Origin of the sequence: Variovorax sp. 350MFTsu5.1 (assembly GCF_048302515.1) — a bacterium.
Lineage (GTDB): Bacteria > Pseudomonadota > Gammaproteobacteria > Burkholderiales > Burkholderiaceae_C > Variovorax > Variovorax guangxiensis.
In genome coordinates, this window is record NZ_CP157620.1 from 6,384,332 (window position 1) to 6,408,471 (window position 24,140).

The 24,140-nt window shown below is 68.4% G+C and carries 23 protein-coding genes; 16 read left to right on the top strand and 7 right to left on the bottom strand.

Going from position 1 to position 24,140, the window contains the following annotated elements:
• Nucleotides 1-4: 4 nt before the first annotated feature.
• The 4 genes from ABL843_RS29110 to ABL843_RS29125 all read left to right on the top strand — a co-directional run bounded on the left by ABL843_RS29110 (nucleotide 5) and on the right by ABL843_RS29125 (nucleotide 3,893).
• The gene (locus tag ABL843_RS29110) at nucleotides 5-625 is read left to right on the top strand and encodes a TRAP transporter small permease subunit (RefSeq protein WP_418118241.1); all 621 of its coding nucleotides are present in this window, start codon (nucleotides 5-7) and stop codon (nucleotides 623-625) included.
• Nucleotides 622-2,592, top strand: a complete 1,971-nt coding sequence (locus tag ABL843_RS29115; protein ID WP_418118242.1) for a TRAP transporter large permease — start codon at nucleotides 622-624, stop codon at nucleotides 2,590-2,592. Before ABL843_RS29110 ends, ABL843_RS29115 begins: the two co-directional genes overlap by 4 nt.
• 273 nt (nucleotides 2,593-2,865) lie before the next feature.
• Complete coding sequence (locus ABL843_RS29120; RefSeq protein WP_418118243.1) at nucleotides 2,866-3,573, top strand: hypothetical protein; 708 nt, start codon at nucleotides 2,866-2,868, stop codon at nucleotides 3,571-3,573.
• A gap of 2 nt (nucleotides 3,574-3,575) precedes the next feature.
• Nucleotides 3,576-3,893: a DUF2645 family protein gene (locus ABL843_RS29125; protein WP_418118244.1), complete on the top strand. Its 318-nt coding sequence runs from the start codon at nucleotides 3,576-3,578 to the stop codon at nucleotides 3,891-3,893.
• Nucleotides 3,894-3,930: 37 nt separating this feature from the next.
• Here the strand turns inward: ABL843_RS29125 and ABL843_RS29130 are convergent, their stop codons facing one another.
• On the bottom strand, nucleotides 3,931-5,979 hold the full coding sequence (locus ABL843_RS29130) for a PEP/pyruvate-binding domain-containing protein (RefSeq protein WP_418118245.1): 2,049 nt from the start codon (nucleotides 5,977-5,979) through the stop codon (nucleotides 3,931-3,933).
• A 140-nt stretch (nucleotides 5,980-6,119) separates the two neighbouring features.
• Between ABL843_RS29130 and ABL843_RS29135 the strand changes: the two genes are divergently transcribed.
• Nucleotides 6,120-7,415, top strand: coding sequence for a hypothetical protein (locus ABL843_RS29135; protein WP_418118246.1), 1,296 nt, complete (start codon nucleotides 6,120-6,122; stop codon nucleotides 7,413-7,415).
• 11 nt (nucleotides 7,416-7,426) lie between these two features.
• On the opposite strand, the gene ABL843_RS29140 is transcribed toward ABL843_RS29135, so the two are convergent.
• A complete protein-coding gene (locus ABL843_RS29140; RefSeq protein ID WP_418118247.1) occupies nucleotides 7,427-7,756 on the bottom strand; it encodes a zinc ribbon domain-containing protein in 330 nt (109 codons plus the stop codon).
• Nucleotides 7,757-7,906: 150 nt separating this feature from the next.
• On the opposite strand from ABL843_RS29140, the gene gorA reads away from it, so the two are divergent.
• Nucleotides 7,907-9,265 carry a glutathione-disulfide reductase gene (gene gorA, locus ABL843_RS29145; protein ID WP_418118248.1) on the top strand — a complete coding sequence of 453 codons (1,359 nt, stop codon included), beginning with the start codon at nucleotides 7,907-7,909 and terminating at the stop codon, nucleotides 9,263-9,265.
• Here the strand turns inward: gorA and ABL843_RS29150 are convergent.
• Together ABL843_RS29150 and ABL843_RS29155 are read right to left on the bottom strand one after the other, a co-directional pair.
• Complete coding sequence (locus ABL843_RS29150) at nucleotides 9,262-10,173, bottom strand: ketopantoate reductase family protein (protein ID WP_418118249.1); 912 nt, start codon at nucleotides 10,171-10,173, stop codon at nucleotides 9,262-9,264. The two genes, gorA and ABL843_RS29150, sit on opposite strands and share 4 nt — an antisense overlap.
• Nucleotides 10,174-10,228: 55 nt before the next feature.
• Nucleotides 10,229-11,143, bottom strand: a complete 915-nt coding sequence (locus ABL843_RS29155) for a LysR substrate-binding domain-containing protein (protein WP_418118250.1) — start codon at nucleotides 11,141-11,143, stop codon at nucleotides 10,229-10,231.
• Between the two features lie 166 nt (nucleotides 11,144-11,309).
• Between ABL843_RS29155 and ABL843_RS29160 the strand changes: the two genes are divergently transcribed.
• The 8 genes from ABL843_RS29160 (at nucleotide 11,310) to ABL843_RS29195 (ending at nucleotide 19,410) form a co-directional block, all read left to right on the top strand.
• Nucleotides 11,310-12,095, top strand: coding sequence for an ABC transporter permease (locus tag ABL843_RS29160; protein WP_418118252.1), 786 nt, complete (start codon nucleotides 11,310-11,312; stop codon nucleotides 12,093-12,095).
• A 19-nt stretch (nucleotides 12,096-12,114) separates the two neighbouring features.
• The gene (locus ABL843_RS29165; RefSeq protein ID WP_418118254.1) at nucleotides 12,115-13,143 is read left to right on the top strand and encodes an ABC transporter ATP-binding protein; all 1,029 of its coding nucleotides are present in this window, start codon (nucleotides 12,115-12,117) and stop codon (nucleotides 13,141-13,143) included.
• Between the two features lie 22 nt (nucleotides 13,144-13,165).
• On the top strand, nucleotides 13,166-14,245 hold the full coding sequence (locus tag ABL843_RS29170) for an extracellular solute-binding protein (RefSeq protein ID WP_418118255.1): 1,080 nt from the start codon (nucleotides 13,166-13,168) through the stop codon (nucleotides 14,243-14,245).
• 19 nt (nucleotides 14,246-14,264) lie between these two features.
• Nucleotides 14,265-15,089, top strand: a complete 825-nt coding sequence (locus ABL843_RS29175) for an ABC transporter permease (RefSeq protein ID WP_418118257.1) — start codon at nucleotides 14,265-14,267, stop codon at nucleotides 15,087-15,089.
• The gene (locus ABL843_RS29180) at nucleotides 15,037-15,588 is read left to right on the top strand and encodes a TIGR00725 family protein (protein ID WP_126025475.1); all 552 of its coding nucleotides are present in this window, start codon (nucleotides 15,037-15,039) and stop codon (nucleotides 15,586-15,588) included. The genes ABL843_RS29175 and ABL843_RS29180 overlap by 53 nt, the downstream gene beginning before the upstream one ends.
• Nucleotides 15,589-15,626: 38 nt before the next feature.
• Nucleotides 15,627-17,144 (top strand): AMP nucleosidase, encoded by a 1,518-nt coding sequence (locus tag ABL843_RS29185; protein WP_126025474.1) that lies wholly within the window; start codon nucleotides 15,627-15,629, stop codon nucleotides 17,142-17,144.
• Between the two features lie 124 nt (nucleotides 17,145-17,268).
• Nucleotides 17,269-18,282 (top strand): Bug family tripartite tricarboxylate transporter substrate binding protein, encoded by a 1,014-nt coding sequence (locus tag ABL843_RS29190; RefSeq protein ID WP_418118259.1) that lies wholly within the window; start codon nucleotides 17,269-17,271, stop codon nucleotides 18,280-18,282.
• A 174-nt stretch (nucleotides 18,283-18,456) separates the two neighbouring features.
• Entirely contained in the window at nucleotides 18,457-19,410 is a 954-nt protein-coding gene (locus ABL843_RS29195) for a Bug family tripartite tricarboxylate transporter substrate binding protein (protein ID WP_418120535.1), read from the top strand.
• A 150-nt stretch (nucleotides 19,411-19,560) separates the two neighbouring features.
• Here the strand turns inward: ABL843_RS29195 and ABL843_RS29200 are convergent, their stop codons facing one another.
• The gene (locus tag ABL843_RS29200) at nucleotides 19,561-20,265 is read right to left on the bottom strand and encodes an ArsR/SmtB family transcription factor (RefSeq protein ID WP_418118260.1); all 705 of its coding nucleotides are present in this window, start codon (nucleotides 20,263-20,265) and stop codon (nucleotides 19,561-19,563) included.
• 112 nt (nucleotides 20,266-20,377) lie between these two features.
• On the opposite strand from ABL843_RS29200, the gene ABL843_RS29205 reads away from it, so the two are divergent.
• Nucleotides 20,378-21,529, top strand: a complete 1,152-nt coding sequence (locus ABL843_RS29205; protein WP_418120536.1) for a cytochrome P450 — start codon at nucleotides 20,378-20,380, stop codon at nucleotides 21,527-21,529.
• On the opposite strand, the gene ABL843_RS29210 is transcribed toward ABL843_RS29205, so the two are convergent.
• Together ABL843_RS29210 and ABL843_RS29215 are read right to left on the bottom strand one after the other, a co-directional pair.
• Nucleotides 21,487-22,479 carry a pyridoxamine 5'-phosphate oxidase family protein gene (locus ABL843_RS29210; protein WP_418118261.1) on the bottom strand — a complete coding sequence of 331 codons (993 nt, stop codon included), beginning with the start codon at nucleotides 22,477-22,479 and terminating at the stop codon, nucleotides 21,487-21,489. The genes ABL843_RS29205 and ABL843_RS29210 overlap by 43 nt on opposite strands.
• A complete protein-coding gene (locus ABL843_RS29215) occupies nucleotides 22,476-23,132 on the bottom strand; it encodes a glutathione S-transferase family protein (protein WP_418118262.1) in 657 nt (218 codons plus the stop codon). The genes ABL843_RS29210 and ABL843_RS29215 overlap by 4 nt, the downstream gene beginning before the upstream one ends.
• A gap of 115 nt (nucleotides 23,133-23,247) precedes the next feature.
• Between ABL843_RS29215 and ABL843_RS29220 the strand changes: the two genes are divergently transcribed.
• Entirely contained in the window at nucleotides 23,248-24,138 is an 891-nt protein-coding gene (locus tag ABL843_RS29220; RefSeq protein WP_418118263.1) for a LysR family transcriptional regulator, read from the top strand.
• Nucleotides 24,139-24,140 lie beyond the last annotated feature (2 nt).

Sequence of the window (24,140 nt, forward strand, 5' to 3'; positions counted from 1 at the left end):
TCCGATGCAATCTTTCCTGCTGGCGGTCGACCGGTTCTCCACATGGATCGGCAAGACCTTCGCCTGGTGCGCCCTGCTGCTCACGCTGCTGATCAGCTGGGAGGTGTTCTCGCGCTATGCCCTCAACAGGCCCCACGCCTGGGTGCTGGACGCGCAGATCATGCTGTACGGCACCATGTTCATGACCGCGGGCGCCTACACACTCTCGAAGAACGGCCACGTGCGCGGCGACGTGCTCTACGGCTTCTTCCGCCCGCGCACGCAGGCGCTGGTGGACCTGGTGCTCTACATCGTCTTCTTCCTGCCCGGCATCATCGCGCTGACCTGGGCCGGATGGGTCTACGCGGGCGAGTCGCTCGCCATCCGCGAACAGACCTTCTCGGCCGAGCCGCTGCCGCTGTACCCGTTCAAGTACGTCATTCCGCTGGCGGGCTTCACGCTGCTGCTGCAGGGGCTGGTGGAGATCATCCGCTGCGTGCGCTGCATCCGCGAGGGCGCCTGGCCCTCGCGCGAGCAGGACGTGGAGGAAGTCGACGTCGAGAAGCTCAAGGAGATGGTGCACGTGAAGGACGAGGACATCGCCGCGCTCGACCGCGTCGTCGCCTCGAAGGAGGCCGCGCGATGATCCGCCGCGAACTCTGGTTCGGCCTCTCGTTCATGGCGCTGATCGTGATCGGCGCGGTGGCGGTGCTGGCCAATGCGCCCACCATCACCAACGGCCACCTCGGCCTGCTGATGCTCTCGCTGGTGGTGGTGGCCATCATGCTGGGCTTTCCCACGGCGTTCACGCTGATGGGCATGGGCATGCTCTTCACCTGGCTGGCCTACGACCGCGACTGGCACCGAACGCTCGACCTGATGGTGCAGTCGGCCTTCAAGACCATGGCGAACGACGTGCTCATCGCGGTGCCGCTGTTCGTGTTCATGGGCTACCTGGTGGAGCGCGCGAACCTCATCGAGTCGCTCTTCAAGAGCCTGCACCTCGCGCTCGCACGGCTGCCAGGTGCGCTGGCGGTGGCGACGCTGGTCACCTGCACCATCTTCGCGACGGCCACCGGCATCGTGGGCGCGGTGGTCACGCTGATGGGCCTGCTTGCATTGCCGGCCATGCTGCGCGCGGGCTACAGCGTGCCTCTGGCCGCCGGCTCGATCACCGCGGGCGGCTGCCTGGGCATCCTGATTCCGCCTTCGGTGCTGCTCATCGTCTACGGCGCGACGGCCGGCGTGTCGGTGGTGCAGCTCTATGCGGGCGCGTTCTTTCCGGGGCTGATGCTGGCCTCGCTCTATGTGCTGTACGTGATCATCGTCGCCTGGCTCAAGCCGCAGTGGGCGCCACCGCTCTCGCAGGCGGAGCGCGTCGTGCCGCTGCCGCCGCTGTCGCAGCGGCTGGCCGACAGCCCCGCCGCGCATGCGGTGGTCGGCCTGCTGAAGGGACGGCGCAATGCCGGCGTGCCCTTCTCGCATGTGCTGAAGCAGCTCGGCATCGTTGCGATGCCGGGCGTGATCTTCCTGCTGCTGGCCGCCTTCAGCTACAAGGCCGTGACGACAGTGGAAGCCCAGGCGCGCTACGAGATCGAGGAAATCGGGGCCGTGCGCAGCGGCACGCCGGAGTCCGGCGGCCTGCAGGAGCCGCCGGTCGAAGGCGGGTTGCAGGAACCACCGCAGGAAGGTGGGCTGCAGGAGCCGCCCAGCGACGATACGCAGCCGTCGGCACCGGCCACTGCCTCCAGCCAGGCGGCGCTGTCCGAGCCGCCGGGAGCCCCGGCCGTTCCCCCCGCGCCCGCCGCAGGAACCGCAGAGCCCTCGGCCGCTGCTGCTACGGAGGCAGCCACGCAGCGACCCGCACCGACCTGGTGGTGGGTCACCTTCGCCGTCTTCGGCGCCATCGTCACGCTGTTCTACCTGTTCCTGAGCTTCGCGCGGCTCGAGATCTTCAAGATGCTGCTGGCGTCGTTCTTCCCGCTGGTGCTGCTGATCCTCTCGGTGCTGGGCTCGATCGTGCTGGGTCTTGCCACGCCCACCGAGGCGGCCGCCATGGGCGCGCTCGGTGGCATGCTGCTGGCGGCGGCCTACAGGCGCCTCAACCTCGCGGTGCTGAAGGACTCGGTATTCCTCACGGCCAAGACATCGGCCATGGTGTGCTGGCTCTTCGTCGGCTCGGCCATCTTCTCTGCCGCGTTCGCGCTGCTCGGCGGGCAGGCGCTGGTGGAGGAATGGGTGCTCGGCATGAACCTCACCAAGGTGGAGTTCCTGATCCTGAGCCAGGTCATCATCTTCCTGCTGGGCTGGCCGCTGGAATGGACCGAGATCATCGTGATCTTCATGCCCATCTTCATCCCGCTGCTCGACAACTTCGGCGTCGACCCGCTGTTCTTCGGGCTGCTGGTGGCGCTGAACCTGCAGACCGCCTTCCTCTCGCCGCCGGTCGCGATGGCAGCCTTCTACCTGAAGGGCGTGAGCCCGCCCCACGTGACGCTGAACCAGATCTTCCTGGGCATGCTGCCCTTCATGGGCATCCAGGTGCTGGCGATCGTGCTGCTTTACATGTGGCCGCAGATCGGGTTGTGGTTGCCGCAGCTGCTGTACAAATAGAAGCGGGTCGTGGTGAGGGCGGCATGTGTTCCCCTCGCTCGGTCGTGCGACGTACGGGCAATGAAGAGCTTGATCGGCCCGTGCGGTTTGCAGTCGCCTGAACTCCCAAGAGGAGCGCTTTTCAGGGATGAATGTGCTCGGTCGGTTCTATGTTGCCCAGCGTGCCGCGCACCCTGAATAAATAAATATTCAAGCGTGCAGAATTTCTCAGGCCGCCGCTCAATTAAATATTCGCTCTCACTATGATGCCCGGATTCAAAAAGGGAGCGATGCATGAGTGGCAGGGAGTTTTGCGCGCCGGACAATTCGAGTTACCCCAAATGGAATAGTTGGGATGTTTTCAAATGGCGTGCCTTGTCAGAGAAAATGGGCGGCGGCCGACCATATTTACAAGCCTACAAAGATGGCTGGGTTGTTTACAATAAATTCCGTATCAAAGATGCGGCGGAGCAGCATCGAATCCCTCCTGTGCTGCTCGCCTGTGTTGCATGGGCCGAGGTGGGCGGCAAACCCGACGGCATAAAAAGACCCGCATTTCAAGGACGCACATTGCAGCGAACGCTAGCGGGAAGACCTGTCAAATTTGGAAAGCCGCCCGAGGAAACATCCGTTGGCGCAGTGAGCATTCAACTGCGAGTTGCTTCGAAGGAACTTGGAATTCCGGTCGAGCTGCTGTCGTACCCGGATCGAATGAACTTGATCACGTGCCTCGAGACCGATGCCTTCAATTTGAGCGTCGTTGCTCAGCATCTGAAAAATCTCGTCCTACACGACTACCCGGGCACCGATACTTCAAATCTCACGGACGAACAATTCATCGTTGCCGGCTCTCGCTACAACCGAGGAATCGAGCGTGCCTTCGGTGATTTTGTCAATTCCATCAAACTTCCTCCTGGCAGCCAAGGCAGGCAGTTTTCTGAATATGGGCGCAGGATGCTGGAGCACCGCGACCACGTTCTAACGCTTCTGAATAAATTTTGACGATGAAGAGAACAGGTTTGATATTTGTATCGGCGTATGCCTTGTTTTGCATCGCCTTCATGCTTCTCATGCCAATGAACAAGTATGAATGGATGCTGGACGAGCCCAACGCAAAATCCGAAGGTCTGACTTTTTGCGGGTTGCCGCTTGACGACGATATCAGCGCCAGGTTTTTTTCTTTCGCCTTTTTGATTCCGCTCCTCGTTTGGGCAGTCATCCAGTCGATCCAAAAGAAAAAAGCACATCACTCTCTCTGGATGGCTGTTGCTTTGCTGGCTGTCTGGGGATGGCGGTTTTTCATTTACTACCCGTTGTGCTGAGCTGGCAGCCGCAGGTCGAAGGCTCCCCGGTCCGGCGTCAGCGCCGCCTCTCCACATACGGCCGCGCCTGCAGGAGCACGATCCTGTCGCCCACCGTCGCCCACTCGATGTCCTGGTCGACGCCGTTGAAGGTGCGCTTGACCGCCGCGCCCACGCTGGCCAGCCGCACGACCAGCTCGTCGGTCAGCACGTTGCGGCCGGCCTCCACCGGCACCTCCTTCACGCCGCCGTCCTTGTCGAGTTGCAGCGCGGTGTCTTCGGCCGAGCGGCTGAGCACCTGGATGGCCTTGGACCAGCTGGAGTACATCACCTGCTCGGCGACGCGCCGACCCTCGACCACGCGGATGCCGATGCCGCGCTTGGCGGAGATGTAGGTGATGTGCGGATGCCCGGCGTCGAAGGGGTCGCGGGTGATCATCACGCCGGCGTTGGCCGAGTCGATGGCGGTCTGGACGAACACGCCCATCAGTACCGATTCGGCGCCGAAGCCCGCCGCCGCGCGGGCCTCCCAGGCCTCGGGGTTGAACACCGAGGCCCAGACTTTCTTCACGGCCACTTCGAGCGCGTCGCCGGTCTTGACGTTGGGTACGGTGGTGTAGAGCCCGGCACCGCTGAAGCCGGGCAGGTCTTCGGAGTTGGACGAGCTGCGCACGAACACGCCGCCGCCTCCGAGCTGCGACTGCCACGCCGCACGCCAGCCGGCTGCGGTGGCGGCATCGACGGGCCATTGCACGATCTCGTCGCGCAACTGCGCCAGCGCCTTCTGGCGCACCTTCGGATCGCTCGCGAAGCCCGGCTGCTGCTGCATGCGCGCGATGCGATCGGCCAGGCCGTTGGCGCGCATGAAGCTGTCGTAGTGCGCGAAGGGAATGCAGAAGCCGTCGGGCACCGAGGTGCCCGGGATGTGCGCGGCCTGCATGGCGCCGAGGTTCGCGGCCTTCACACCGCACTGCGCGCTGTTGCGCGCACGCAGCGCGGCCAGCGGCAGAAGCCGGTTCTCGCGCAAGTCGGGCTTGATGGCGCGCGAACTGCCAGGCACGGCGCCGGCGGCGGCGGTGCGCACCGCGCGCGGCGGCAGCGCGGCGACCTCCTCCGGCGTGAGCCGGCGCACCTGGTAGCCCGAGCTGGCGACCTTCAGCGCCACCCACTGGCCGGCATGCTCCTTCAGGACCGCGGCGGCATCGCGCACGTAGGCGTTGGGAATGCCCCAGCCCTTGGCCAGCAGGTTGACGTGCGAGAGCGCGGTCGAGGGCCGCTCGGTCAGCACGGCCGCCACCGGCGGCAGGCCGATGGGCACCTGCCGCAGCACGGCGATGTCGTCGGGCAGCAGCGCGTTGATTCCCGCGTCGTCGTCCACGATGCGTACGCGGCCGGTAGCGGTGCCGAGGTTCATCGGCAGGAAGGGCTGCTCGCGGATCAGCGCCTCCTGGCTCACGAAGTCGATGCCGGTTTCCTTCGCCACGCGCTCGTGCAGCGTGGAGTTGGTCTTGAACTTCACCGGGCCGAAGAAGCTGGCCCTGACCTGCTGCTCGGCCTGCCGCAGCAGCGGCGCGGTGAGCTTGTCGCCTTCCCAGAATTCGTAGGTGAAGCTGCCGATGTTCTGCTGCCAGCTCAGCGTGCCGAACAGGAAGCGGCGGTCGGGCACGAGGTAGTTGCGGTCGATCTCGCGCTTGCCGGTGCTGGGCGCGAGCCGCGTGTCGCGCAGGAAGCGCACATGCAGCTGGTAGCGCGGCGTGTCGATGTAGTACATGCGCGGCGGCTTGGCCTGCCGGTCGATCACGAACAGCACGTGCGCGAGCTGCATCGGCGTGCCGGCGTCGTAGACGCGGGCGAGCTGGTCGAAATCGCCCTGGCTGCGCAGCGCGGGCAGCGACGAGGGCACCGCGGGGCGGGGAACGAGCTGCGCGGCCGGGCCTTCGGGCTGCGGCTGGCTCTGCTGCTGGTAGTACGACGGCTTGCGGGCTAGCTGGGCGGCAGCGGGCGGGGCCGCCAGCATGGCGATGGCAGCCGCGACGCAAAACGCAGTCGCGCTATTGTTTTGGAAGCACGATGCGCCTACGGGCCGTGCGTTTTTCTGGTTTTTCATACGGTGTCCCTCCTTACAACCGGTTGCCGAGTGCACGCGCGCTTCACCAAGCAACGCAGCGGCGCTGACAGCGGCAGCGGATTCTCGCGCGTTAGTCACAACGCCATCGCATTCGCACATCCGGGGATCAGAGAAATCACATGACTCGCACAAGAACAAGCCTTTCGGCCCTTCAACGCCCGTTGCGCGGCTTGCTGCTCGGGCTGGCGCTGGTGTGCGCCGGCTTCGCGGCCAACGCGCAGTCCATCGGGCGCCTGAACCTGCAGCAGGGAACGGTGAGCGTCTCGTCCGCCGGCGACGATCGCTGGTCCGCCGCCCGGCCCGGGCGCGAACTCGGCGCCGGCGACCGCATCTGGACCGACCGCAACGCGCGCGCCGAGGTCTACATCGGCCCAGCCGCGCTGCGGCTCGATGGCGGGACCTACGTGGAGTTCACCGGCATCGACGAGGACACCATCCGCATCAACGCCGGCCGGGGCAACCTGCAGCTGAGCGTGCGCGACATGGCCTCGGGCCAGCGCATCAGCATCGACACGCCCAATCTCTCGGCGGTGATCGGCGCGCCGGGCGAATACCGCATCGCCGTCGACGAGGCCGACACGACGACCACCTGGGCGGCGGTTGCCTCGGGCCACCTCACGCTGCGTGGCCAGAACGGCATCTCGCAACTGCTGACCGGGCGCCAGCAGACCACGGTGTCGGGCCGGAACCTCACGACCGTGCGCACCACGCGCTCGCAGAACGGCAGTTTCGACACCTGGGTGGCCGAGCGTGGCCGGTACGACGACCCCGTACGTTACGCCCAGCCGGCCGTGGCGGTGCCGCCTGCGGCACTGATCGCGCGACAGCAGCAGATCGAATACGAACAGGCCCGGCAGCAAGCGCAGTGGATGGAGCAGCAACGCGCCGCCCAGGCTGCCCAGCAGCAACAGCTGGAATGGCAGCGCGAGCAGGACTGGCGCCAGCAGCAGGAGTGGCGCCGGCAGGAAGACTGGCGCCAGCGGCGCGAATGGCGCGATCGCGCCGAACAGGACCGCTGGCAGCAACAGCAGCAACAACAGCAGTTGCAGCTGCAACTCCAGCAGCAGCAACGCCAGGCCCTGCGCCAGCAGCAGGAAATGCAGCAGCGCGCCGCGCAGGCGCAGGCCCTGCAGCAGCAACAGCTGCTTCAACAACAGCAGGCGGCACAGATGCAGCTGCAACAGCAACGCGCGGCCCAGCAACAGGCGTTGGCCCAACAGCAGATGCTTCGCCAGCAGCAGGAGCTGCAGCAACGCACCGCGCAGATGCAGCAGCAGGCGCAGGCTCAGCAACAGGCCTTGCAGCAGGCCCAGTTGCGTGCGCTCCAGCAGCAGCGCGGCACGCCGCCGCAACCGGGCCAGCCCGCCGGCGACGATCCGCGCAGGCTCTGGACTTCCCCGGACTCGCGCCAGTAGCCGGCGCTTCTTCAGCCGCGCGGTGCACCTTCCGCAGGCTGGCCGCACTGCGCGCAGAACCTTGCGCCGGCCTGCACGGCGGTGCCGCACTGACTGCAGGCAGCCGGCTGCATCGAACCGCCGCATTGCTGGCAGAAGCGCGCGCCGGACGCGCTGACGGCGCGGCATGACGGACATGCGCTGTCCCTGCCCGATGACGATGCGCCGTTGCCGTATCCGCCGTTGCCATATCCGCCGCGCGAGCCGTGGTGGCCGCCGCCGCCACCGCCATGACGCGACCCGCCGTGTCCACCGAAGAGTCTTTCGAGCATGCCCATGTGTTTCCCCCTGAGAGCTGGCATCCCGCGCAAGCGTCGCCGGTGGCGATGAACTCCCGCGGGGCCCGCGGGCAGTGGAATCCCTGAAGCAGCTCCAGAGTCAAGCAAGCCCCGTCCGAAGCGCCGCCTTCGGCCCGCCGCTACAGTCGGCGGCCAAAGGAGCCAAGCTTTCCCATGCCCACATTCGACTTCGATCTCTTCGTCATCGGCGGCGGCAGCGGCGGCGTTCGTGCCGCGCGCATGGCGGCGCAGACCGGTGCCCGCGTCGCCCTCGCCGAGGCCGCCGAGCTGGGCGGCACCTGCGTCAACGTGGGCTGCATTCCCAAGAAGCTCTACAGCTACGCGGCCGGCTATGCCGAATCCTTCGAGGAAGCCGCGGGCTACGGCTGGACGCTTTCCGAGGCGCCGCAGTTCGACTGGGCGCACCTGAAGGCGCAGCGCGCGAAAGAGATCACGCGGCTCAACGGCATCTACGCCTCGCTGCTGAAGAACGCGGGCGTCACCCTCGTCACCGGATGGGCCCAGCTGGTCGATCCGCATACGGTGGAGGTCGACGGCAAGCGCCACACCGCGCGCCACCTGCTCGTGGCCACCGGCGGCACGCCCTTCGTGCCCGACATCCAGGGCCGCGAGCACATCGTGACCTCCGACGCGATGTTCGACCTCGAGCCGTTCCCCAAGCGCCTGCTGGTGGTGGGCGGCGGCTACATCGCCTGCGAGTTCGCGTCGATCTTCAACGGGCTGGGCTCCAAGGTCACGCAGCTGCACCGACGCGCGCACCTGCTCACCGGCTTCGACGACGACGTGCGGCAGTTCCTGGCGAACGAGATGGGCAAGGCCGGCGTCGACGTGCGGCTGAACTGCGAGGTCGCCTCGATCACGCGCGGCTCCGACGGCCTCACGGTCACGCTCGCGCGCGGCCAGCAGATCGAGGCCGACACCGTGCTCTTCGCCACCGGCCGCGTGCCCAACACGCAGGGGCTGGGCCTCGAGGCGGCGGGCGTGAAGCTCGACGAGCGCGGCGCGATCGCGGTCGATGCGCACCACCGCAGCTCGGTGCCGTCGATCTACGCGGTGGGCGACGTCTCCACCCGCGTGCAGCTCACGCCGGTGGCGCTGGCCGAGGCGATGGTGGTGGTCGACGAACTCTTCGGCAAGGGCAAGCGCCGCCTCGACTACGAGTTCATTCCCACCGCCGTGTTCACGCACCCGAACATCGGCACCTGCGGCTACACCGAGCTCGACGCGCGCGCGAAGTTCGGCGAGGTGACGGTGTTCTCCAGCGAGTTCAAGTCGCTGCGCCACACGCTCTCCGGCCGCAGCGAGCGCACCTTCATGAAGCTGGTGGTCGACAAGGCTACAGACCGCGTCGTGGGCCTGCACATGGTGGGCGCCGATGCCGGCGAAGTGGTGCAGGGCTTCGCGGTGGCGATGCGGGCGGGGGCGACGAAGGCGATCTTCGACAGCACGGTGGGCATCCATCCCACGGCTGCCGAGGAGTTCGTGACGATGCGCGAGCCGATGCCCGGCTAGGCTCGGGCCGCCTGCTGCTTGCCCTCAAGCAGCTTCACCATCACGAACAGCACGCGGTTCGCCGGCGTGGGCACGCCGAGCGCCTCGCCGCGGCGCACGATCAGGCCGTTGAGGTGGTCGATCTCGCTGGGCTTGCCGCGCGCGAGGTCCTGCGCGGTGGAGGAGTACTGCGAGGGCATGGTCTGCGCGATGGCGCGCACGGCGGCGTCGGTGTCGCCGGGCACTTCCACGCCCTCGGCCCTGGCAACCGCGAGGCATTCGGCCACCACGTCGCGGATCATGTCGGTCACGCCGGTGCCCTTCACGAGCACGCCGTAGGGCAGCTGCGTGACGGCGGAAAGCGCGTTGTAGGCGCAGTTGAGGATCAGCTTGGCCCACAGCGATCCGCGCACATTGAACGAAATCTGCGTGGGCACGCCGGCGGCTTCGAGGTGCCGGGCCACTTCCTCGCTGCGGCCCGAAGGGGCGATCACCAGCTCGCCGCGTCCGTGGTGCTTCACGTGGCCAGGCCCGGCCATCTCGGTCGCGACGTAGACGACCGCCGCCGCCACCTCGTTCGACGGCGGCAGCACCGAGCGCACGCGCTCGTCATTGTCCACGCCGTTCTGCAACGTGAGCACCAGCGCGCCAGGGGCGAGATGCGGCTTGATCTGATCGGCTGCCGCTTCGGTGTCGGTCGATTTCACGCAGAACAGCACGAGATCGGCGCCCTGCACGGCCGAGGGCTCGGTGCTCGCGGCCACCTTCACGTGCTCGTCGAAGGCCTTGGTCTCCAGGCGCAGGCCCCTGGCGTTGACGGCCTCCACGTGCGAGGGCCGGCCTATCAGCACCACCTCGTGCCCGGCGCGCGCGAGCCTCGCCCCGTAGTAACAGCCGACCGCGCCGGCACCCATCACCGCGACTTTCATCGGTTCGTTTCCTTGCTTGTCCGTATTGGTCGAGAGCCTAGCGAAGATGGCTGCTTCATGCTTCGGTCTCCACGCCACGCGACTTGAGCCCCTCCTCCAGCAGCCATTCACGGAACGCCGCGAAGGCCGGCAGATCGAGGCGGTCGGGCCGGTAGCAGAGGTAGTGCCCCTGGTTCACGCTCACCGGCGTGCCGCAGGGGCTCAGCAGGGCGCCTTCGGCGAGCTCTTCCTGCACCAGCAGCTTCGGCACCAGGCCGATGCCCAGTCCGTTCAGTGCCGCCTGGATCAGCGCCGAATACTGGGCGAAGCGCGGTCCGGCCACGGTCTGCACCTCGGGCACGCCGTGCTGCACGGCCCACTGGCGCCAGGCGCTGGGCGCGCCTTCATGGTGCAGCAGCGTGTGGCCGACGATGTCGGCGGGCTGCGCGATGCGGTGACGCCCCTCGACCAGCGAGCGCGCAACGATCAGCACGAACTCGCGTCCCGCGATGTATTCGGACACCACGCCGGGCCAGCCGTCGGGGCCGTAGCGGATGGCTGCATCGACGCCGGCCGGGATGCCGTCGCTGGGCTCCAGGTGGCGGCTGAAGCTCAGCATCACGTGCCGGCTCTTCTGGCTGAAGGCGGGCAGGCGCGGAATGAGCCACTTGGTGAGAAAGGTGGGCACGCTCGCCAGCGTGAGCAGGCCGGCGCCCGCGTCGCCCGAGCGAGCCTCGAAGGTGGCGGTCTCGATGGCGCGCAGGCCGCCGGAGATCTTCTGCCAGTACACGCGCCCCTGCGGCGTGAGCTGCACGCCGCGCCCATTCTTCTGCAGCAGCTCGCGGCCGAGGAAGGCCTCGAGCCCTGCGATCTGCTTGCTGACCGCGCTCACGGTGATGCACAAGGCTCCAGCCGCGAGCGTGATGCTCTGGTGGCGCGCCACGGCGTCGAAGGCCAGCAGTTCCTGGATGGTGGGGCAGTCGCGCTTCATGCATGGCCCCGCTTCATGAAAGCCGCGTGAAAAACGCTTTCCGATTGCTCAAGTGTCGTCATCCAACTTTCACCCATAAGTTCGCACACCGTTCCTAGAATCCGATGCAGCGCGGCGGCATGGCCGGCGCGAACAGTAGCGCATCCGGAAAGTATGCCGGGTGTCCATGACACTGGAGACAAACTTGGTTCGCGTCATCTCGCTCGTCTACGGCCTGTACCTGCTGCTGCCCATCGCGCTGCTGCTGGTCGGCAGCGTGGGCGGCAACTGGACCAACACGCTGCTGCCCACGGGCATCACCGGGCAGTGGTATGCCGACCTCTGGCTAGACACCTCCTTCCGCAAGGCCTTCGTTAGCAGCCTGGTGGTGGCGCTCTCGGCCTGCGCCATCAACACTGTGCTGGCGCTGCCGCTGGCCTATGCGCTGTACCACGGCGCGCGGCGCGGCGGCAGCCTGGCGGCGCGCATCGTGAGCGCCACGCCGGTGGCGGTGCCGGCGATCACGCTGGCCTTCGGCTACATGATCGTGTTCAACACCGACCTCGCGCCCTGGCTGGGCTCGATGCCGCTGCTGATCGCGGCGCACGCGATCCTCACGCTGCCCTATCTCACCAACACGCTGCTGACCGACCTGCGCCACCTCGACCTGAGCCGGCTGGAGCAGGCCGCCGCCACGCTCGGCGCCTCGGGCTGGCAGCAGTTCACCGGCATCGTGCTGCCCAGCCTGCGCCAGAGCCTGATCAGCGGACTGGTGATGGTGGCGGCCATTTCAGTGGGCGAGTTCGGGGTGTCGAACCTGCTCACGAGCTTCCAGAACCGCACCTACCCGGTGGTGCTGCTGCAGGCCTTCTACGGCGCGACGGGCTTTGCCTGCGCGGCCACGGTGATCCTGCTGGTGCTGGCGAGCGCGTCGGCGCTTCTTTCCTCTTCCCTCGTGAAGCAACGCGCATAAGCGGCAGAACCGATACGCCATGAGCCTCCTCCTCGACAAGGTCAGCTACAACTATCCCGGCAGCACGCACGGCCTGCACGAGGTGTCGCTCGACGTGCGCACCGGCGAGCTGGTCGCGGTGATCGGGCCCAGCGGCTCGGGCAAGTCGACGCTGCTCAAGCTCGTGTCGGGCCTGGAGACGGGCCACACCGGCCGCATCGCGCTCGACGGCGAGGACATGTCGCGCACGCCGGTGCACCAGCGCCACATCGGCATGGTGTTCCAGAGCTACGCGCTCTTTCCGCACCTGAGCGTGCTCGACAACGTGGCCTACGGCCTCAAGCTGCGCAAGGTGGCAACAGCCGAGCGGCACCGCCGCGCGCAGGAGCTGCTCGACATCGTGGGGCTGGGCGAGTTCTCGCGGCGCGCGGTGGCGCAGCTCTCGGGCGGGCAGCAGCAGCGCGTGGCGCTGGCCCGCGCGCTGGCCATCGACCCGCGCGCCCTGCTGCTCGACGAGCCGCTCTCGGCGCTCGACGCCAGCGTTCGCGGCCACCTGCGCGACCAGATCCGCGCCATCCAGCAGCGCTTCAATGCCACCACGCTGCTGGTCACGCACGACCAGGAGGAAGCGCTGGCCATGGCCGACCGCGTGGCGATGCTGAAAGACGGCCGGCTGCTGCAGATCGCCACGCCGCGCGACATCTACGAGAACCCCGCGAGCCGCGCGGTGGCGGAGTTCGTCGGGCTCTCGACGATCCTGCCCGCGAAGGTGGCTGCGCCCGGCCGGCTGGACATGGGTTTTGCCGAGCTCTTCGCCGACACCGGCCGGCGCGCCTTCGGCACCGAGGTGCACGTGCTGGTGCGCCCCGAGCACATCCGGCCCGACCCTGCCGCCGACGCCGTGAACCGGCTCGCGGGCCGCACCGGCGCGCAGCGCTACCTGGGCGCGCTCACCCGCTACGACTTCGAAGTTCCGGGCGCCGGCAAACCCTTCCTCGCCGAATCGGCGAAGCCCGCCGGCGAGGCCATCGCCATCGCGCCCGAGCACCTCCGCTTACTCGACCACTGACCTCTTCCTCCAAGGAGCCACCATGCAACGCAGACATCTGATCCAGGCCGCCGGCGCACTGCCGCTGGCCTCTCTCGCGGCCCGTACCGCATTCGCCTTCGACGGCCCCGAGCTCTACGCGGGCGAGAAGGCGCTGTACGCCGAGGCGCAGAAGGAAGGCCTGTGCGTCTCCTTCGACACCGGCCCCGAGTGGGCCAACTGGAAGTCGCTGTTCCGCGACTTCAAGAAGCGCTACCCCGAGATCGAGCTCACCTACAACGACATCGGCTCCGCCGCCACCGTGGTCTCGCTCGAGAAGACCAGGCGCCGCCCGCAGGCCGACACCGCCTACTACTTCGCCGCCTCGGCCGTCGACGCCGCGAAGAAGGACGTGGTCGCGCCCTTCAAGCCCGTCAACTTCGACAAGCTCCCGCCCGTGTTCCGCGAGGCCGAAGGCCGCTGGTTCACCATCCACACGCTCAACATCGCCTTCCTGGTCAACAAGAAGCTGGTGAAGAACGTGCCCACGAGCTGGGCCGACCTGCTCAAGCCAGAGTTCAAGAACACGGTGGTGTACCTCGACCCGCGCTCCACCGGCATCGGCCAGGTGCTGACCTTCGCGGCGGCATACGCCAACGGCGGCAGCGTCGACAACGTACAGCCCGGCACCGACTACCTCGGCAAGCTGCATGCCGCCGGCAACGTGCTTCGCGTGGAAGGCACCACGCCCTATGCCAAGTTCCTCAAGGGCGAGATCCCGGTGTGGATCAGCTACGAGAACGACGGCCTGAAGGCCAAGCACGTCGACGGCATGGGCGACGCGGTGGAAGTCGTGATCCCCAAGGAAGCCAGCGTGGCCGCGCCCTACGCCATCAGCCTCGTGAAGAACGGCCCGAACCCGAACGCCGGCAAGCTGTGGCTCAACTTCATCATGAGCGAGGCCGGCCAGTCCCTCTTCGCGCAGGGCTTCGTGCGCCCCGCCGTGCCGGGCACGCCGCTGGCCGCCGACGTGGCCGCCAGGATGCCGGCCGCGCCGCAGATCAAGCCGCTCGACGTGGTGAAGGCCTCGGAGCGCAAGGCGGAAGTCGACAAGCTCTGGGCACAGGCCGCACTGGGCAAGTAAGAAAACCCGAAGGAACGTGATGCGACGCTTTGGCGCCTGGCCCGCGTGGGCCTTCATGGCGCTGTTCTTCGCGGTGCCGCTGGCGGCGCTGCTGCCCGAGGCCTTCGGCGAAGGCGGCAGCGCCTTCGGGCGGCTGTTCGGCAACGCGCTCTTCTTCGGCGCGCTGCGCAACACGCTGGCGCTCGGGCTCGCGGCGGGTGCGATGTCGGCGCTGGTGGGCACCTGCATCGCGATCGAGCTGGCGCGCCAGCCCGAAGCGCGCCGCCGCTGGATGATGACCCTGCTGGGCCTGCCGCTGGCCTTCTCGGGCCTGGTGATCGCCTACGGCTTCATCCTGGCCTTCGGCCGGGCGGGCTTCGTGACGCAGCTGCTCGCGGGGCTGGGCGCCGACCCCGCCGCCATCGGCAGCTGGATCTACAGCGTGTCGGGCCTGGGTTTTGCGTATGCCTACTACCTGATTCCGCGCGTGGCGCTGTCGCTGTACCCGGTGTTCGCGAACCTCGACCTGCGCCCCGCGCAGGCCGCACGCACGCTGGGCGCCTCGCGCTCGCGCGCCTTCTGGGACACGGTGGTGCCCGAGGTGCTGCCCTCCGTGCTGTCGAACGCCTGCATGGTGGCCGCGATCGCGATGGGCACCTACGGCACGGCGCTGGCGCTGGTGGGCACGCAGCTCAACATCCTGCCGCTGATGCTGCTGGCGCAGGTGGGCGACGGCGGTTCCGATTTCGCGGTGGCGGCGGCCCTGTCGCTGGTGCTGATGGTTGTGTGTGTGATCGTGATGGGAGTGGGCGATGTCTTTACGCGAAGGCGCGAGCGCGGCGGTGCTGCCGGCGCCGGTCACTGAGGCGCTGGAACGCCTCGCGCAGAAACAGCGGGGGCCTGCGCGCCACCGCCAGCCGGTGGCCATCATCGGCCCCGGCGACGGCGGCCCGGCCGAGTGCGAGGCCGCCCACGCGGTGGCGCATGCGCTGGCCGGCGCGGGCATGGCGGTGGTCTGCGGCGGGCGCGGCGGCGTGATGGCCGCAGCCTCGCGCGGCGCGGTGGAAGCCGGCGGCATCGCCGTGGGCATCCTGCCCGAGGACGACGACCGCAACGCCAACGAATGGCTCAGCGTGGCCATCCCCACCGGCATGGGCGAGATGCGCAACGGCATCGTCGCGCGCAGCGGCGTGTGCCTGGTCGCCATCGGCGGCAACATGGGCACGCTGTCTGAAATGGCGCTGGGCCTCAAGTGGGGCAAGCCGGTGTTCGTGATGCACGGCGACGTGGCGCTGCCCGGCGCGGTGCAGGCCACTGACGTGAACGACATGCTGGCGAAGGTGCTGGCCTGCCTGTTGAACTGACCCGAGTTGACGAGGCAGCCGCATTGCACAATGCAGGCATGCCCTACATGCCAACCTTCGTCGCTCCCGCCCGCTTCACCGACGCCGCAGCCGCACTCGAACAGGTCAAGCTGATCTACCAGAGCGGCCTCGCGCACCTGCGCGAATCGATGCTGCGCTTCGTCGCCGGCGAAGAACTGCCGGGTCGGGTGCGGGCCTGCTACCCCTTCGTGCGGGTGCACACCCACACCGTCTCGCGCCACACGCCGCCGGCCAACGCCGGCCTGAGCTACGGCTTCGTGGCCGGCCCCGGCCGCTATGAGACCACGCTGACGCGCCCCGACCTGTTCTCGCGCTACTACCTCGACCAGTTCCGCCTGCTGCTGGAAAACCACCAGGTCGAGCTCGAGGTCGGCACCAGCACGCAGCCGATCCCGATCCATTTCTCCTTCGCCGAGAACGACCACATCGAAGGCACCATGAGCGCCGAGCGCCGCGCCCTCATGCGCGACGTGTTCGACCTGCCCGACCTGGGCGTGATGGACGACGGCATCGCCAACGGCACCTTCGAGGCGCGCGATGGCGAGGCGCAGCCGCTGTCGCTGTTCACCGCCGCGCGGGTGGACTACTCGCTGCACCGCCTGCGCCACTACTCGGGCACGGCGCCGGAGTGGTTCCAGAACTTCGTGCTCTTCACCAACTACCAGTTCTACATCGACGAATTCGTGCGCCTGGGCCACGAGGCCATGGCCGACGAGAACAGCGAGTACGTCGCCTTCATCGAGCCCGGCAACGTGGTCACGCGCCGCCGCGGACTGCCCGCCGGCTCGAGCGCCACCTACGGCCACCTGCTCGACGGCAGCCAGGGCACCGCGCCGCCGCGGCTGCCGCAGATGCCGGCCTACCACCTGGTGCGCGAGGACTGCAGCGGCACCACCATGGTCAACATCGGCGTGGGCCCGGCCAACGCCAAGACCATCACCGACCACATCGCGGTGCTGCGCCCGCATGCGTGGATGATGCTGGGCCACTGCGCGGGCCTGCGCAACACGCAGCAGCTCGGCGACTACGTGCTGGCCCACGCCTACGTGCGCGAGGACCACGTGCTCGACGAGGAGCTGCCGCTGTGGGTGCCGATTCCGGCGCTGTCGGAGATCCAGCTCGCACTCGAAAAGGCCGTGGCAGACGTCACGCGCTACGAGGGCCCCGACCTGAAGAAGATCATGCGCACCGGCACGGTGGCCAGCACCGACAACCGCAACTGGGAGCTGCTGCCGGGCAACCAGCCGCAGCGCCGCTTCAGCCAGAGCCGCGCGGTGGCCCTGGACATGGAAAGCGCCACCATCGCGGCCAACGGCTTCCGCTTCCGCGTGCCCTACGGCACCCTGCTGTGCGTGAGCGACAAACCCCTGCACGGCGAGATCAAGCTGCCCGGCATGGCCAACCACTTCTACCGCGAGCGCGTGGAGCAGCACCTGCGCATCGGCATGCGGGCCATCGACATCCTGCGCGCCGAGGGCTCGACCCGGCTGCACAGCCGCAAGCTGCGCAGCTTCGCCGAAGTGGCGTTCCAGTAAGAAGAACGGCTCCAGCAGGCCCGCGGCGGGAGCCGGGCCTCAGGGTTTGTCCTGCCCGCGTCCGCGCGGGATTGGCGCGTTTCGCGGACATCATCCGGTCTATCCCACGACAACCGGAAAGAAGATGACCCAGTCGCGCTCCGTCCCCCCCATCTCCCGTCGCAGTTTCTCTGCATGGATCGCGGCCTCGGCCGCCGCAGCCGGCGCAGGACACGCCGCGCTGTGGCCGCGCGCCGCGCACGCCGCCGACGCGCCGCTGAGCAACCGGCTGCGCATCGTGATCCCCGCCAACGAAGGCGGCGGCTGGGACCAGACGGGCCGTGCGCTGGGCGCCGCAATGCTGGCATCGGGCGCTGTCGGCAACGTGGTGTACGAGAACGTCGGCGGCAAGGGCGGCACGATCGGTCTCGCCAAATACGTCGAGAAATACGACGCCGATCCCGACACGCTGCTGATGAGCGGCATGGTCATGGTCGGCGCGGTGGCGCTGCAGAAGCCCACGGTCACCATGGCCAACATGGCGCCCATCGCCCGCCTCACCAGCGACTACGAGGTGATCGCGGTGAAGGCCGACTCACCCATCAGGACGCCGAAGGACCTGATCGCGCAACTGCGCGCGGACGCGGCCGGCACCGTCATCGCGGGCGGCTCGGCAGGCGGCGTGGACCACATGTACGCCGGCATGCTGGCGCGCGTGGCCGATGCCTCGCAGTCGCTGGTCTACCAGGCGCACCCCGGCGGAGCGGAGGTGGTCGAGGCACTCGATACCGGCAAGGCCGTGGCGGGCATCTCGGGCTACAGCGAGTTCGCCGAGGGCCTGGCCAGCGGCAAGCTGCGCGCCATCGGCGTGTCGTCGAAGCGGCCGTTCCAGGGCATCGCCTCGGTGCGCGAACAGGGCGTGGACGCCGACCTCGCCAACTGGCGCGGCGTGCTCACCGGCCGCAAGGTACCGCCATACCGCAAGGCGGCCCTGCTGACGGTGGTGCGGCGCGCCACCGCCACCGAGCTGTGGCAGAAAACCGTCAAGCAGAATAACTGGGACCCGTTCTGGCTCGAGGGCAAGGAGTTCGAGAACTTCCTCGAGACCGACACCGCGATGGCCGGCCCTCTCATCTATCTGCTGAAGCTCAAGGCCTGAACCGCCGGTTCGCTCGCTAGGGTTTTGTTCGGGTTTACCCCGAGCAAATGACACTAATGGCTGACACGGTTTTCGTCGATCATCCGGTTACTTTTATAGGGAGCCGGAAACAAAATGACGCATTTCGTGCCAACTGCCCCCACGGGGCTGTCTCGCCGTGGCTTCACCGCCTGGATGGCATCGGCCGCCGCCGTGGGCGTTGTGCCCGCGCTGCGGCCTTCAGCAGCGGACGCGGCTGAAGCGCAGCTCGCACCCAAGCTGCGCATCGTCATTCCCGCCAACGAAGGCGGCGGCTGGGACCAGACCGGCCGCGCGCTGGGCGCCGCGATGATCGCCTCGGGGGCGGTGGGGGACATCAGCTACGAGAACATCGGCGGCAAGGGCGGCACCATCGGCCTCGCCAAGTACGTCGAGAAATACGACGCCGACCCCGACACGCTGCTGATGAGCGGCATGGTCATGGTCGGTGCCGTGGCACTGCAGAAGCCCGCCATCACCATGGCGCAGGTCGCGCCGGTGGCCCGGCTCACCAGCGACTACGAAGTGGTGGCCGTGAAGGCCGACTCTCCCATCAAGACGCCGAAGGACCTGATCGCGCAGCTGCGCGCAGATGCCGCGAAGACGGTCATTGCGGGCGGCTCGGCCGGCGGCGTGGACCACATGTACGCGGGCATGCTGGCGCGCGTGGCCGGCAACGCGGGCGCGCTGGTCTACCAACCGCATCCTGGCGGCGCGCAGGTGGTCGAGGCGCTCGAATCGGGCAAGGCAGCCGCCGGCATCTCGGGCTACAGCGAATTCAGCGAGCAGCTCGCCAACGGCAAGCTGCGCGCCATCGGCGTGTCGGCCAAGCGGCCGTTCCTGGGCATTCCGTCGGTGCGCGAACAGGGCGTGGACGCCGACCTCGCCAACTGGCGCGGCGTGCTCACCGGCAAGAAGGTCACGGCGGAACGAAAGGCCGTGCTGCTCGAAGCCGTGCGCCGCGCCACCCAGGCCGACGTCTGGCAGAAGACCATCAAGCGCAACAACTGGGACCCGTACTGGATGGCGGGCAAGGACTTCGAGAGCTTCCTCGATCTCGATACGGCGATGGCCGGGCCCCTCATCTATCTGCTCAAGCTCAAGGCCTGAAACAGGCTCTCCCCCAGGCTTCGCGCACTTCGTGTCGCTGCGCCAACCCCCTTCCGGGGGCGACACCTGCGGCCCGGCAAAGCCGGTTCCGCGGCGTCCCCGCCTTGGGCTGCGCCTTGCGAACCTTTGCGCCGAATCGGCCGCACTCTTTCATGCGAAGAGCTCCGGCATCTCCCGCTGCGCCTTCGGCGTCAGCGTGAGCGCCCGCCCGTCCAGCTCCTGCCGCACCCATCCCCGTTTCAGCGACAGCTGCAGCCACGCCGCGCCCAGCGCGCCGCCCAGGTGCGGGCGGCGCTCGCTCCAGTCGAGGCAGGCACAGGCGAAGCGGCGGCGCGAGCGGCGCACCTCGTCGATCTCCACGCCCAGGCTCTCCAGCGCGATCGCACCATCGGGCGTGAGTTCGTAGGAGCCGCTTTGCAGTCCGCTGAGCCAGCCCTGCGCATGCAGCCGGTCGTGCAGCGCGACGCCGGCCGTGCCCGCCATGTGGTCGTAGCAGGTGCGGGCGCTGCGCAGGCGGCTCGGCGTGCTGGGCCTGAACTCGGGCGCAGGTGGCGTGCGTGGGGTGCCGGCCACCACCATCAGGCTTTCGAGCGCGGAAGCGACGTCGTCGTTGGCGAGGCGGAAGTAGCGGTGCTTGCCCTGCACCAGCACGTCGACCAGCCGCTCTTCCTTCAGGCGCGCCAGGTGTGCACTGGCGGTGGAGGCTGCCACCTCGGCGACGGTGGCGAGCTCGGTGGCGGTGCGTGCGTGGCCGTCCATCAGGCAGCTCAGCATGCGGGCGCGCGCCGGCTCGGCGATCGCGCCGGCCAGGCGGGCGAGCTGGAAGTCGGCGGATGAGGAAAGGGGGTCGTCCATGCGCCCATCCTAAGACGGCGGCGCACGCCACACTTCGTTCGCGGCCGAAGTGTGGCGGCAGCTTCGACCGCACACTGGCGCCATGACTAACACGAGCCCTACGCCCTCCGCCATGCCCGCCGATCCGGTCGCGGCCGCCACGCATGCCGATCCTTACCCCTACTACGCCACCCTTCGCGACGGACCGCCGCTCGCGTGGAACGAGAAGCTGCGCCTGTGGGTCGCGAGCCGCGCGGACGTGGTCGAACAGGTGCTGCAGGCCCACGGTGCCTTGCGCGTGCGGCCGGCCGCCGAGCCCGTGCCGCGCGCCATCGTGGGCAGCCCGGCCGGCGAGGTGTTCGGTCACCTGGTCCGCATGAACGACGGTGCCGCGCATCAGGCCCACAGGCCCGCGCTGCAACGCGCGCTCGCCGGGCTCGACATGAACGCGGTGTACGCGTCCGCCCTGCAGGTCGCGCAGCGCGTGCCTCGGCAGCAGCCGCTTTCCGACACGCTGTTCTCGATGCCGGTGCAGTCCGCCGCGCACCTGCTCGGCTTTGCCGACGATGCGCTGCCGCAGGTGGACCGGTGGATGCGCGACTTCGTGGCCTGCCTGTCGCCGCTTTCCACGCTCGAACAGTTGCAGCGCGCGAGCACTGCCGCCGCGGAGCTGATGGCGCGCTTCGAAGTCCTGGCAACCGGCAATGCGCCGCGGCACGGCACGCTGCTCGCTGCGGTGCTGGCAGAAAGCGCAGGCGGCGATGCGCTCCTGTCGCGCTCGCTGCTCGCGAACCTCGCTGGCCTGCTCTCGCAGACCTGCGACGCCACGGCCGGATTGGTCGGCAACGGCCTGATCGCGCTGATGCGCGAGCCGTCGCTGCGGCCTTCGGCCCGCACGCGCGATGGCCTCCAGGCCGTCGTCGAGGAAACCGCGCGCCACGACCCGTCGGTGCAGAGCACGCGGCGCTTCGCCGCAGAGGCCGTCACCATCGCCGGCACCGACGTGGCTGCGGGCGACACGGTGCTGGTGCTGCTGGCATCGGCCAACCGCGATCCGGCGTTCAACCCCGAGCCCGACCGGTTCATGCCCCTGCGCGAACGGCGCCGCATGCTCGGCTTCGGCCACGGCATGCACGCCTGTCCGGGACAGGCGCTGGCCTGCACGCTGGCCGCCGCCAGCCTCCACACGCTGCTGCTGCAGCATGCAGCCGACCTCGATGCCCAGCGCCTGCGCGGCTGGAGCTACCGGCCGTCGGCCAACGGGCGCATCCCCGTGTTCCACTGACCGGTGCCCGCGAGGTGTGGCGACAGCTGCGCATCGCCCCAGCGCAGCGGCAGCGCGCCCGGCCGGCGCAGCGCGTGCGTGACGCGGAAGCGCACCAGCCGCTCCGCCCCCTCGAACGCATCGACCTCGGGGCCGTTCCACACGATCTCGGCTGTGGCCGCCACGTGCAGCAGGTCGCCGCTGTCGAAGTCGACGAACAGCAGGCCCGCGCGCGGATGCACGGCGAGGTTGCCCAGGGTGTTGAAGAAGCGGTTGCCGTTGAAGTCCGGCAGCACGAGCGTGTCGTCGCCGTCGATGCGCACGAAGCCCGGACGGCCGCCGCGGTGCGACACGTCGACGCCGTGCGAGCTCGCGTCGGCCTCGTCGCCCGCCGCGGCTTCGTGGGGGTAGGCAGTGGCAAGGAACAGCGTGTCGGCGCTGCCGATGAGGCGGTGCGCAGCAAGATCCAGCCTGTCGAGCCATTGCACGGGAGCCGCACCGGTAGCGCGCGGCGCGACGAACTCCGGCTCGCGCGCCTGGATGTAGCGCGGGCAGTTGCCGAAGCTCTGCTGCACCGCGACGCTGAAGCCCGCCGCATCGAGCGCCTCCACCGTGCCGTTCATGCGGTTGCGCCGCCGCGTGTGCGGCTGGATGCCGAGCAGCCCCAGGGTTGCGCCCTGCTTCAGCTGGCCGAGGAGCGGATCGCCCGCCGCCGGCAGCGCATCGACGCGCAGGTGCGTGGCATCGGGCGAATGCACGAAGCCGGTGGGCCCGGCGAGCACGCTGGCCCAGGGCTGCAGGTCGGCATCCAGGCTGCCGGCCACGATGAAGGGCAGCAGCGAGAAGAACTCGCGGTGCTGGTCGGGCATGTAGTCGCGGATCACGCGGGGGCCGGCGACCTCCATCTGTTCGCGCGAACCCGCCAGCGCCTGCAGCGTGCGCTCGCCGGCATGGAATGGAGCGGCGATCATGAGCTGGCCTCCGCGGCGAGTCCTACGGCGGTGCGCACCATCGGCACGAAGCCGGGCAATGCCTCGACGCGCGCCAGCCACTCTCGCACGCTCGGATAGCCGTCGAGCGACACGCTGCCTTCAGGGGCGTGCGCCACGTAGGCGTAGTTCGCGATGTCGGCCAGTGTGGCCCCAGGGCCCGCGAGGAAGGGCTGCTGCTGCAGGTGCGTTTCCATCACCGAGAGCAGCGCGTGCGAGCGCTTGACTGTTTCGGTGGGATCGGTCGCGTGGCCGAACAGCACCATGACCCGCGCGGCCGCCGGGCCATAGGCCAGCGGACCGGCGGCCACCGAGAACCAGCGCTGCACACGCGCCGCGCCGATTGCGTCGCGCGGCATCCAGCGCGAGGGGTCGGCCGAATAGCGCTCATTGAGATAGACCAGGATGGCGTTCGAATCGGCCAGCGTGAGATCGCCGTCCTCGATCACGGGTACCTGGCCAAAGGGATTGCGCGCAAGGAACTCTGGCGTGCGGTTCTCGCGCTTGCGCATGTCGAGCTCGATGCTCTCGAAGGGCAGGCCGAGCATCGTGAGAAACAGGCGCACGCGATGCACATGGCCCGAGATGGGGGAGCCGTAGAGCTTGATGGGCTGGGCGGGACGGACGGCGGTCATGGCAATTCCTTTTCTGCAAAGAGGTGGGACACGGATCGGATTCTTCTCTCTTGCACCGAATGAATGAATAGCCTTTCCTGTATTTGACTGCTGCGTTTTCCGGTTTAATTGCTGCATGGATCGCTTCAAGGCCATGCAGACCTTCGTTCAGATCGCCGACCAGGGCAGCCTGACCCGCGCCGCCGAGGCGTTGGGCACATCGCTGCCCGCGGTGGTGCGCTCTCTTGCCGCACTGGAGGCGCACCTGGGCGTGCGCCTGTTCCACCGCACCACGCGCCGCCTCTCGCTCACCGAGGAGGGGCGCAGCTACCTGCCGAGCGCACGCGAGGTGCTGCTCGCGGCCGATGCCGCCGACCTCGCGCTGAAAGCCGAGGCGCGCGAGCCCGCCGGCCAGCTCACCATCACCGCGCCGGTGCTCTTCGGCCACATGTACGTGGCACCTGCCATCGTGCGCTTCATGAAGCGCTACGAAAAAGTGCGCTGCAGCGTGCGGCTGTACGACCGCACCGTGAACCTGCTGGATGAAGGCATCGACGTCGGCATTCGCATCAGCCCGCTGGAAGATTCCTCGCTCGTCGCGCAGACCATGGGCACCATCCGCCGCGTGCTGGTAGCGAGCCCCGACTACCTTGCGCAGCACGGAACACCGACGCACCCGCGCGAACTGAACGGCGCCCCGTGCGTGCGCGGCCGCGTCGATGCGCCGGCACAGTGGCAGTTCTACGAGGGCGGCAAGGCGATCAGCGTGACGCCCGACAACCGGCTGGAATTCAACCACCTCGCGCCCGCCATCGAATCGTGCGCCGCGGGCATGGGCTTCGGCACCTTCTTCTCGTACCAGGTGATGCCGCACGTCGCGCAGGGAAGGCTGAGGCTGGTGCTCGAAGACTTCGAGCCGCCGCCGCGGCCGGTGAGCGTGATCTATCCGAATGCGCGGCTGCTGCCGGCGCGCACTCGGGCGTTCATCGAGTGGATGAAGGCGGAGTTCTGCGGGCTCAGGCTTTGAAC

Excerpts from the sequence above, each read along its gene's own strand:
- ABL843_RS29185 (WP_126025474.1), top strand. The coding sequence starts at position 15,627 with ATGCCCTACATGCCAACCTTCGTCGCTCCCGCCCGCTTCACCGACGCC.
- ABL843_RS29115 (WP_418118242.1), top strand. The coding sequence starts at position 622 with ATGATCCGCCGCGAACTCTGGTTCGGCCTCTCGTTCATGGCGCTGATC.
- ABL843_RS29220 (WP_418118263.1), top strand. The coding sequence starts at position 23,248 with ATGGATCGCTTCAAGGCCATGCAGACCTTCGTTCAGATCGCCGACCAG.
- ABL843_RS29125 (WP_418118244.1), top strand. The coding sequence starts at position 3,576 with ATGAAGAGAACAGGTTTGATATTTGTATCGGCGTATGCCTTGTTTTGC.
- ABL843_RS29210 (WP_418118261.1), bottom strand. The coding sequence starts at position 22,479 with ATGATCGCCGCTCCATTCCATGCCGGCGAGCGCACGCTGCAGGCGCTG.
- ABL843_RS29190 (WP_418118259.1), top strand. The coding sequence starts at position 17,269 with ATGACCCAGTCGCGCTCCGTCCCCCCCATCTCCCGTCGCAGTTTCTCT.
- ABL843_RS29150 (WP_418118249.1), bottom strand. The coding sequence starts at position 10,173 with ATGAAAGTCGCGGTGATGGGTGCCGGCGCGGTCGGCTGTTACTACGGG.
- ABL843_RS29205 (WP_418120536.1), top strand. The coding sequence starts at position 20,378 with ATGCCCGCCGATCCGGTCGCGGCCGCCACGCATGCCGATCCTTACCCC.
- ABL843_RS29175 (WP_418118257.1), top strand. The coding sequence starts at position 14,265 with ATGCGACGCTTTGGCGCCTGGCCCGCGTGGGCCTTCATGGCGCTGTTC.
- ABL843_RS29200 (WP_418118260.1), bottom strand. The coding sequence starts at position 20,265 with ATGGACGACCCCCTTTCCTCATCCGCCGACTTCCAGCTCGCCCGCCTG.
- ABL843_RS29160 (WP_418118252.1), top strand. The coding sequence starts at position 11,310 with ATGACACTGGAGACAAACTTGGTTCGCGTCATCTCGCTCGTCTACGGC.
- ABL843_RS29140 (WP_418118247.1), bottom strand. The coding sequence starts at position 7,756 with ATGCCAGCTCTCAGGGGGAAACACATGGGCATGCTCGAAAGACTCTTC.
- ABL843_RS29195 (WP_418120535.1), top strand. The coding sequence starts at position 18,457 with ATGGCATCGGCCGCCGCCGTGGGCGTTGTGCCCGCGCTGCGGCCTTCA.
- ABL843_RS29215 (WP_418118262.1), bottom strand. The coding sequence starts at position 23,132 with ATGACCGCCGTCCGTCCCGCCCAGCCCATCAAGCTCTACGGCTCCCCC.
- ABL843_RS29135 (WP_418118246.1), top strand. The coding sequence starts at position 6,120 with ATGACTCGCACAAGAACAAGCCTTTCGGCCCTTCAACGCCCGTTGCGC.
- ABL843_RS29165 (WP_418118254.1), top strand. The coding sequence starts at position 12,115 with ATGAGCCTCCTCCTCGACAAGGTCAGCTACAACTATCCCGGCAGCACG.
- ABL843_RS29120 (WP_418118243.1), top strand. The coding sequence starts at position 2,866 with ATGAGTGGCAGGGAGTTTTGCGCGCCGGACAATTCGAGTTACCCCAAA.
- ABL843_RS29130 (WP_418118245.1), bottom strand. The coding sequence starts at position 5,979 with ATGAAAAACCAGAAAAACGCACGGCCCGTAGGCGCATCGTGCTTCCAA.
- ABL843_RS29110 (WP_418118241.1), top strand. The coding sequence starts at position 5 with ATGCAATCTTTCCTGCTGGCGGTCGACCGGTTCTCCACATGGATCGGC.
- ABL843_RS29170 (WP_418118255.1), top strand. The coding sequence starts at position 13,166 with ATGCAACGCAGACATCTGATCCAGGCCGCCGGCGCACTGCCGCTGGCC.
- ABL843_RS29180 (WP_126025475.1), top strand. The coding sequence starts at position 15,037 with ATGTCTTTACGCGAAGGCGCGAGCGCGGCGGTGCTGCCGGCGCCGGTC.
- gorA (WP_418118248.1), top strand. The coding sequence starts at position 7,907 with ATGCCCACATTCGACTTCGATCTCTTCGTCATCGGCGGCGGCAGCGGC.
- ABL843_RS29155 (WP_418118250.1), bottom strand. The coding sequence starts at position 11,143 with ATGAAGCGCGACTGCCCCACCATCCAGGAACTGCTGGCCTTCGACGCC.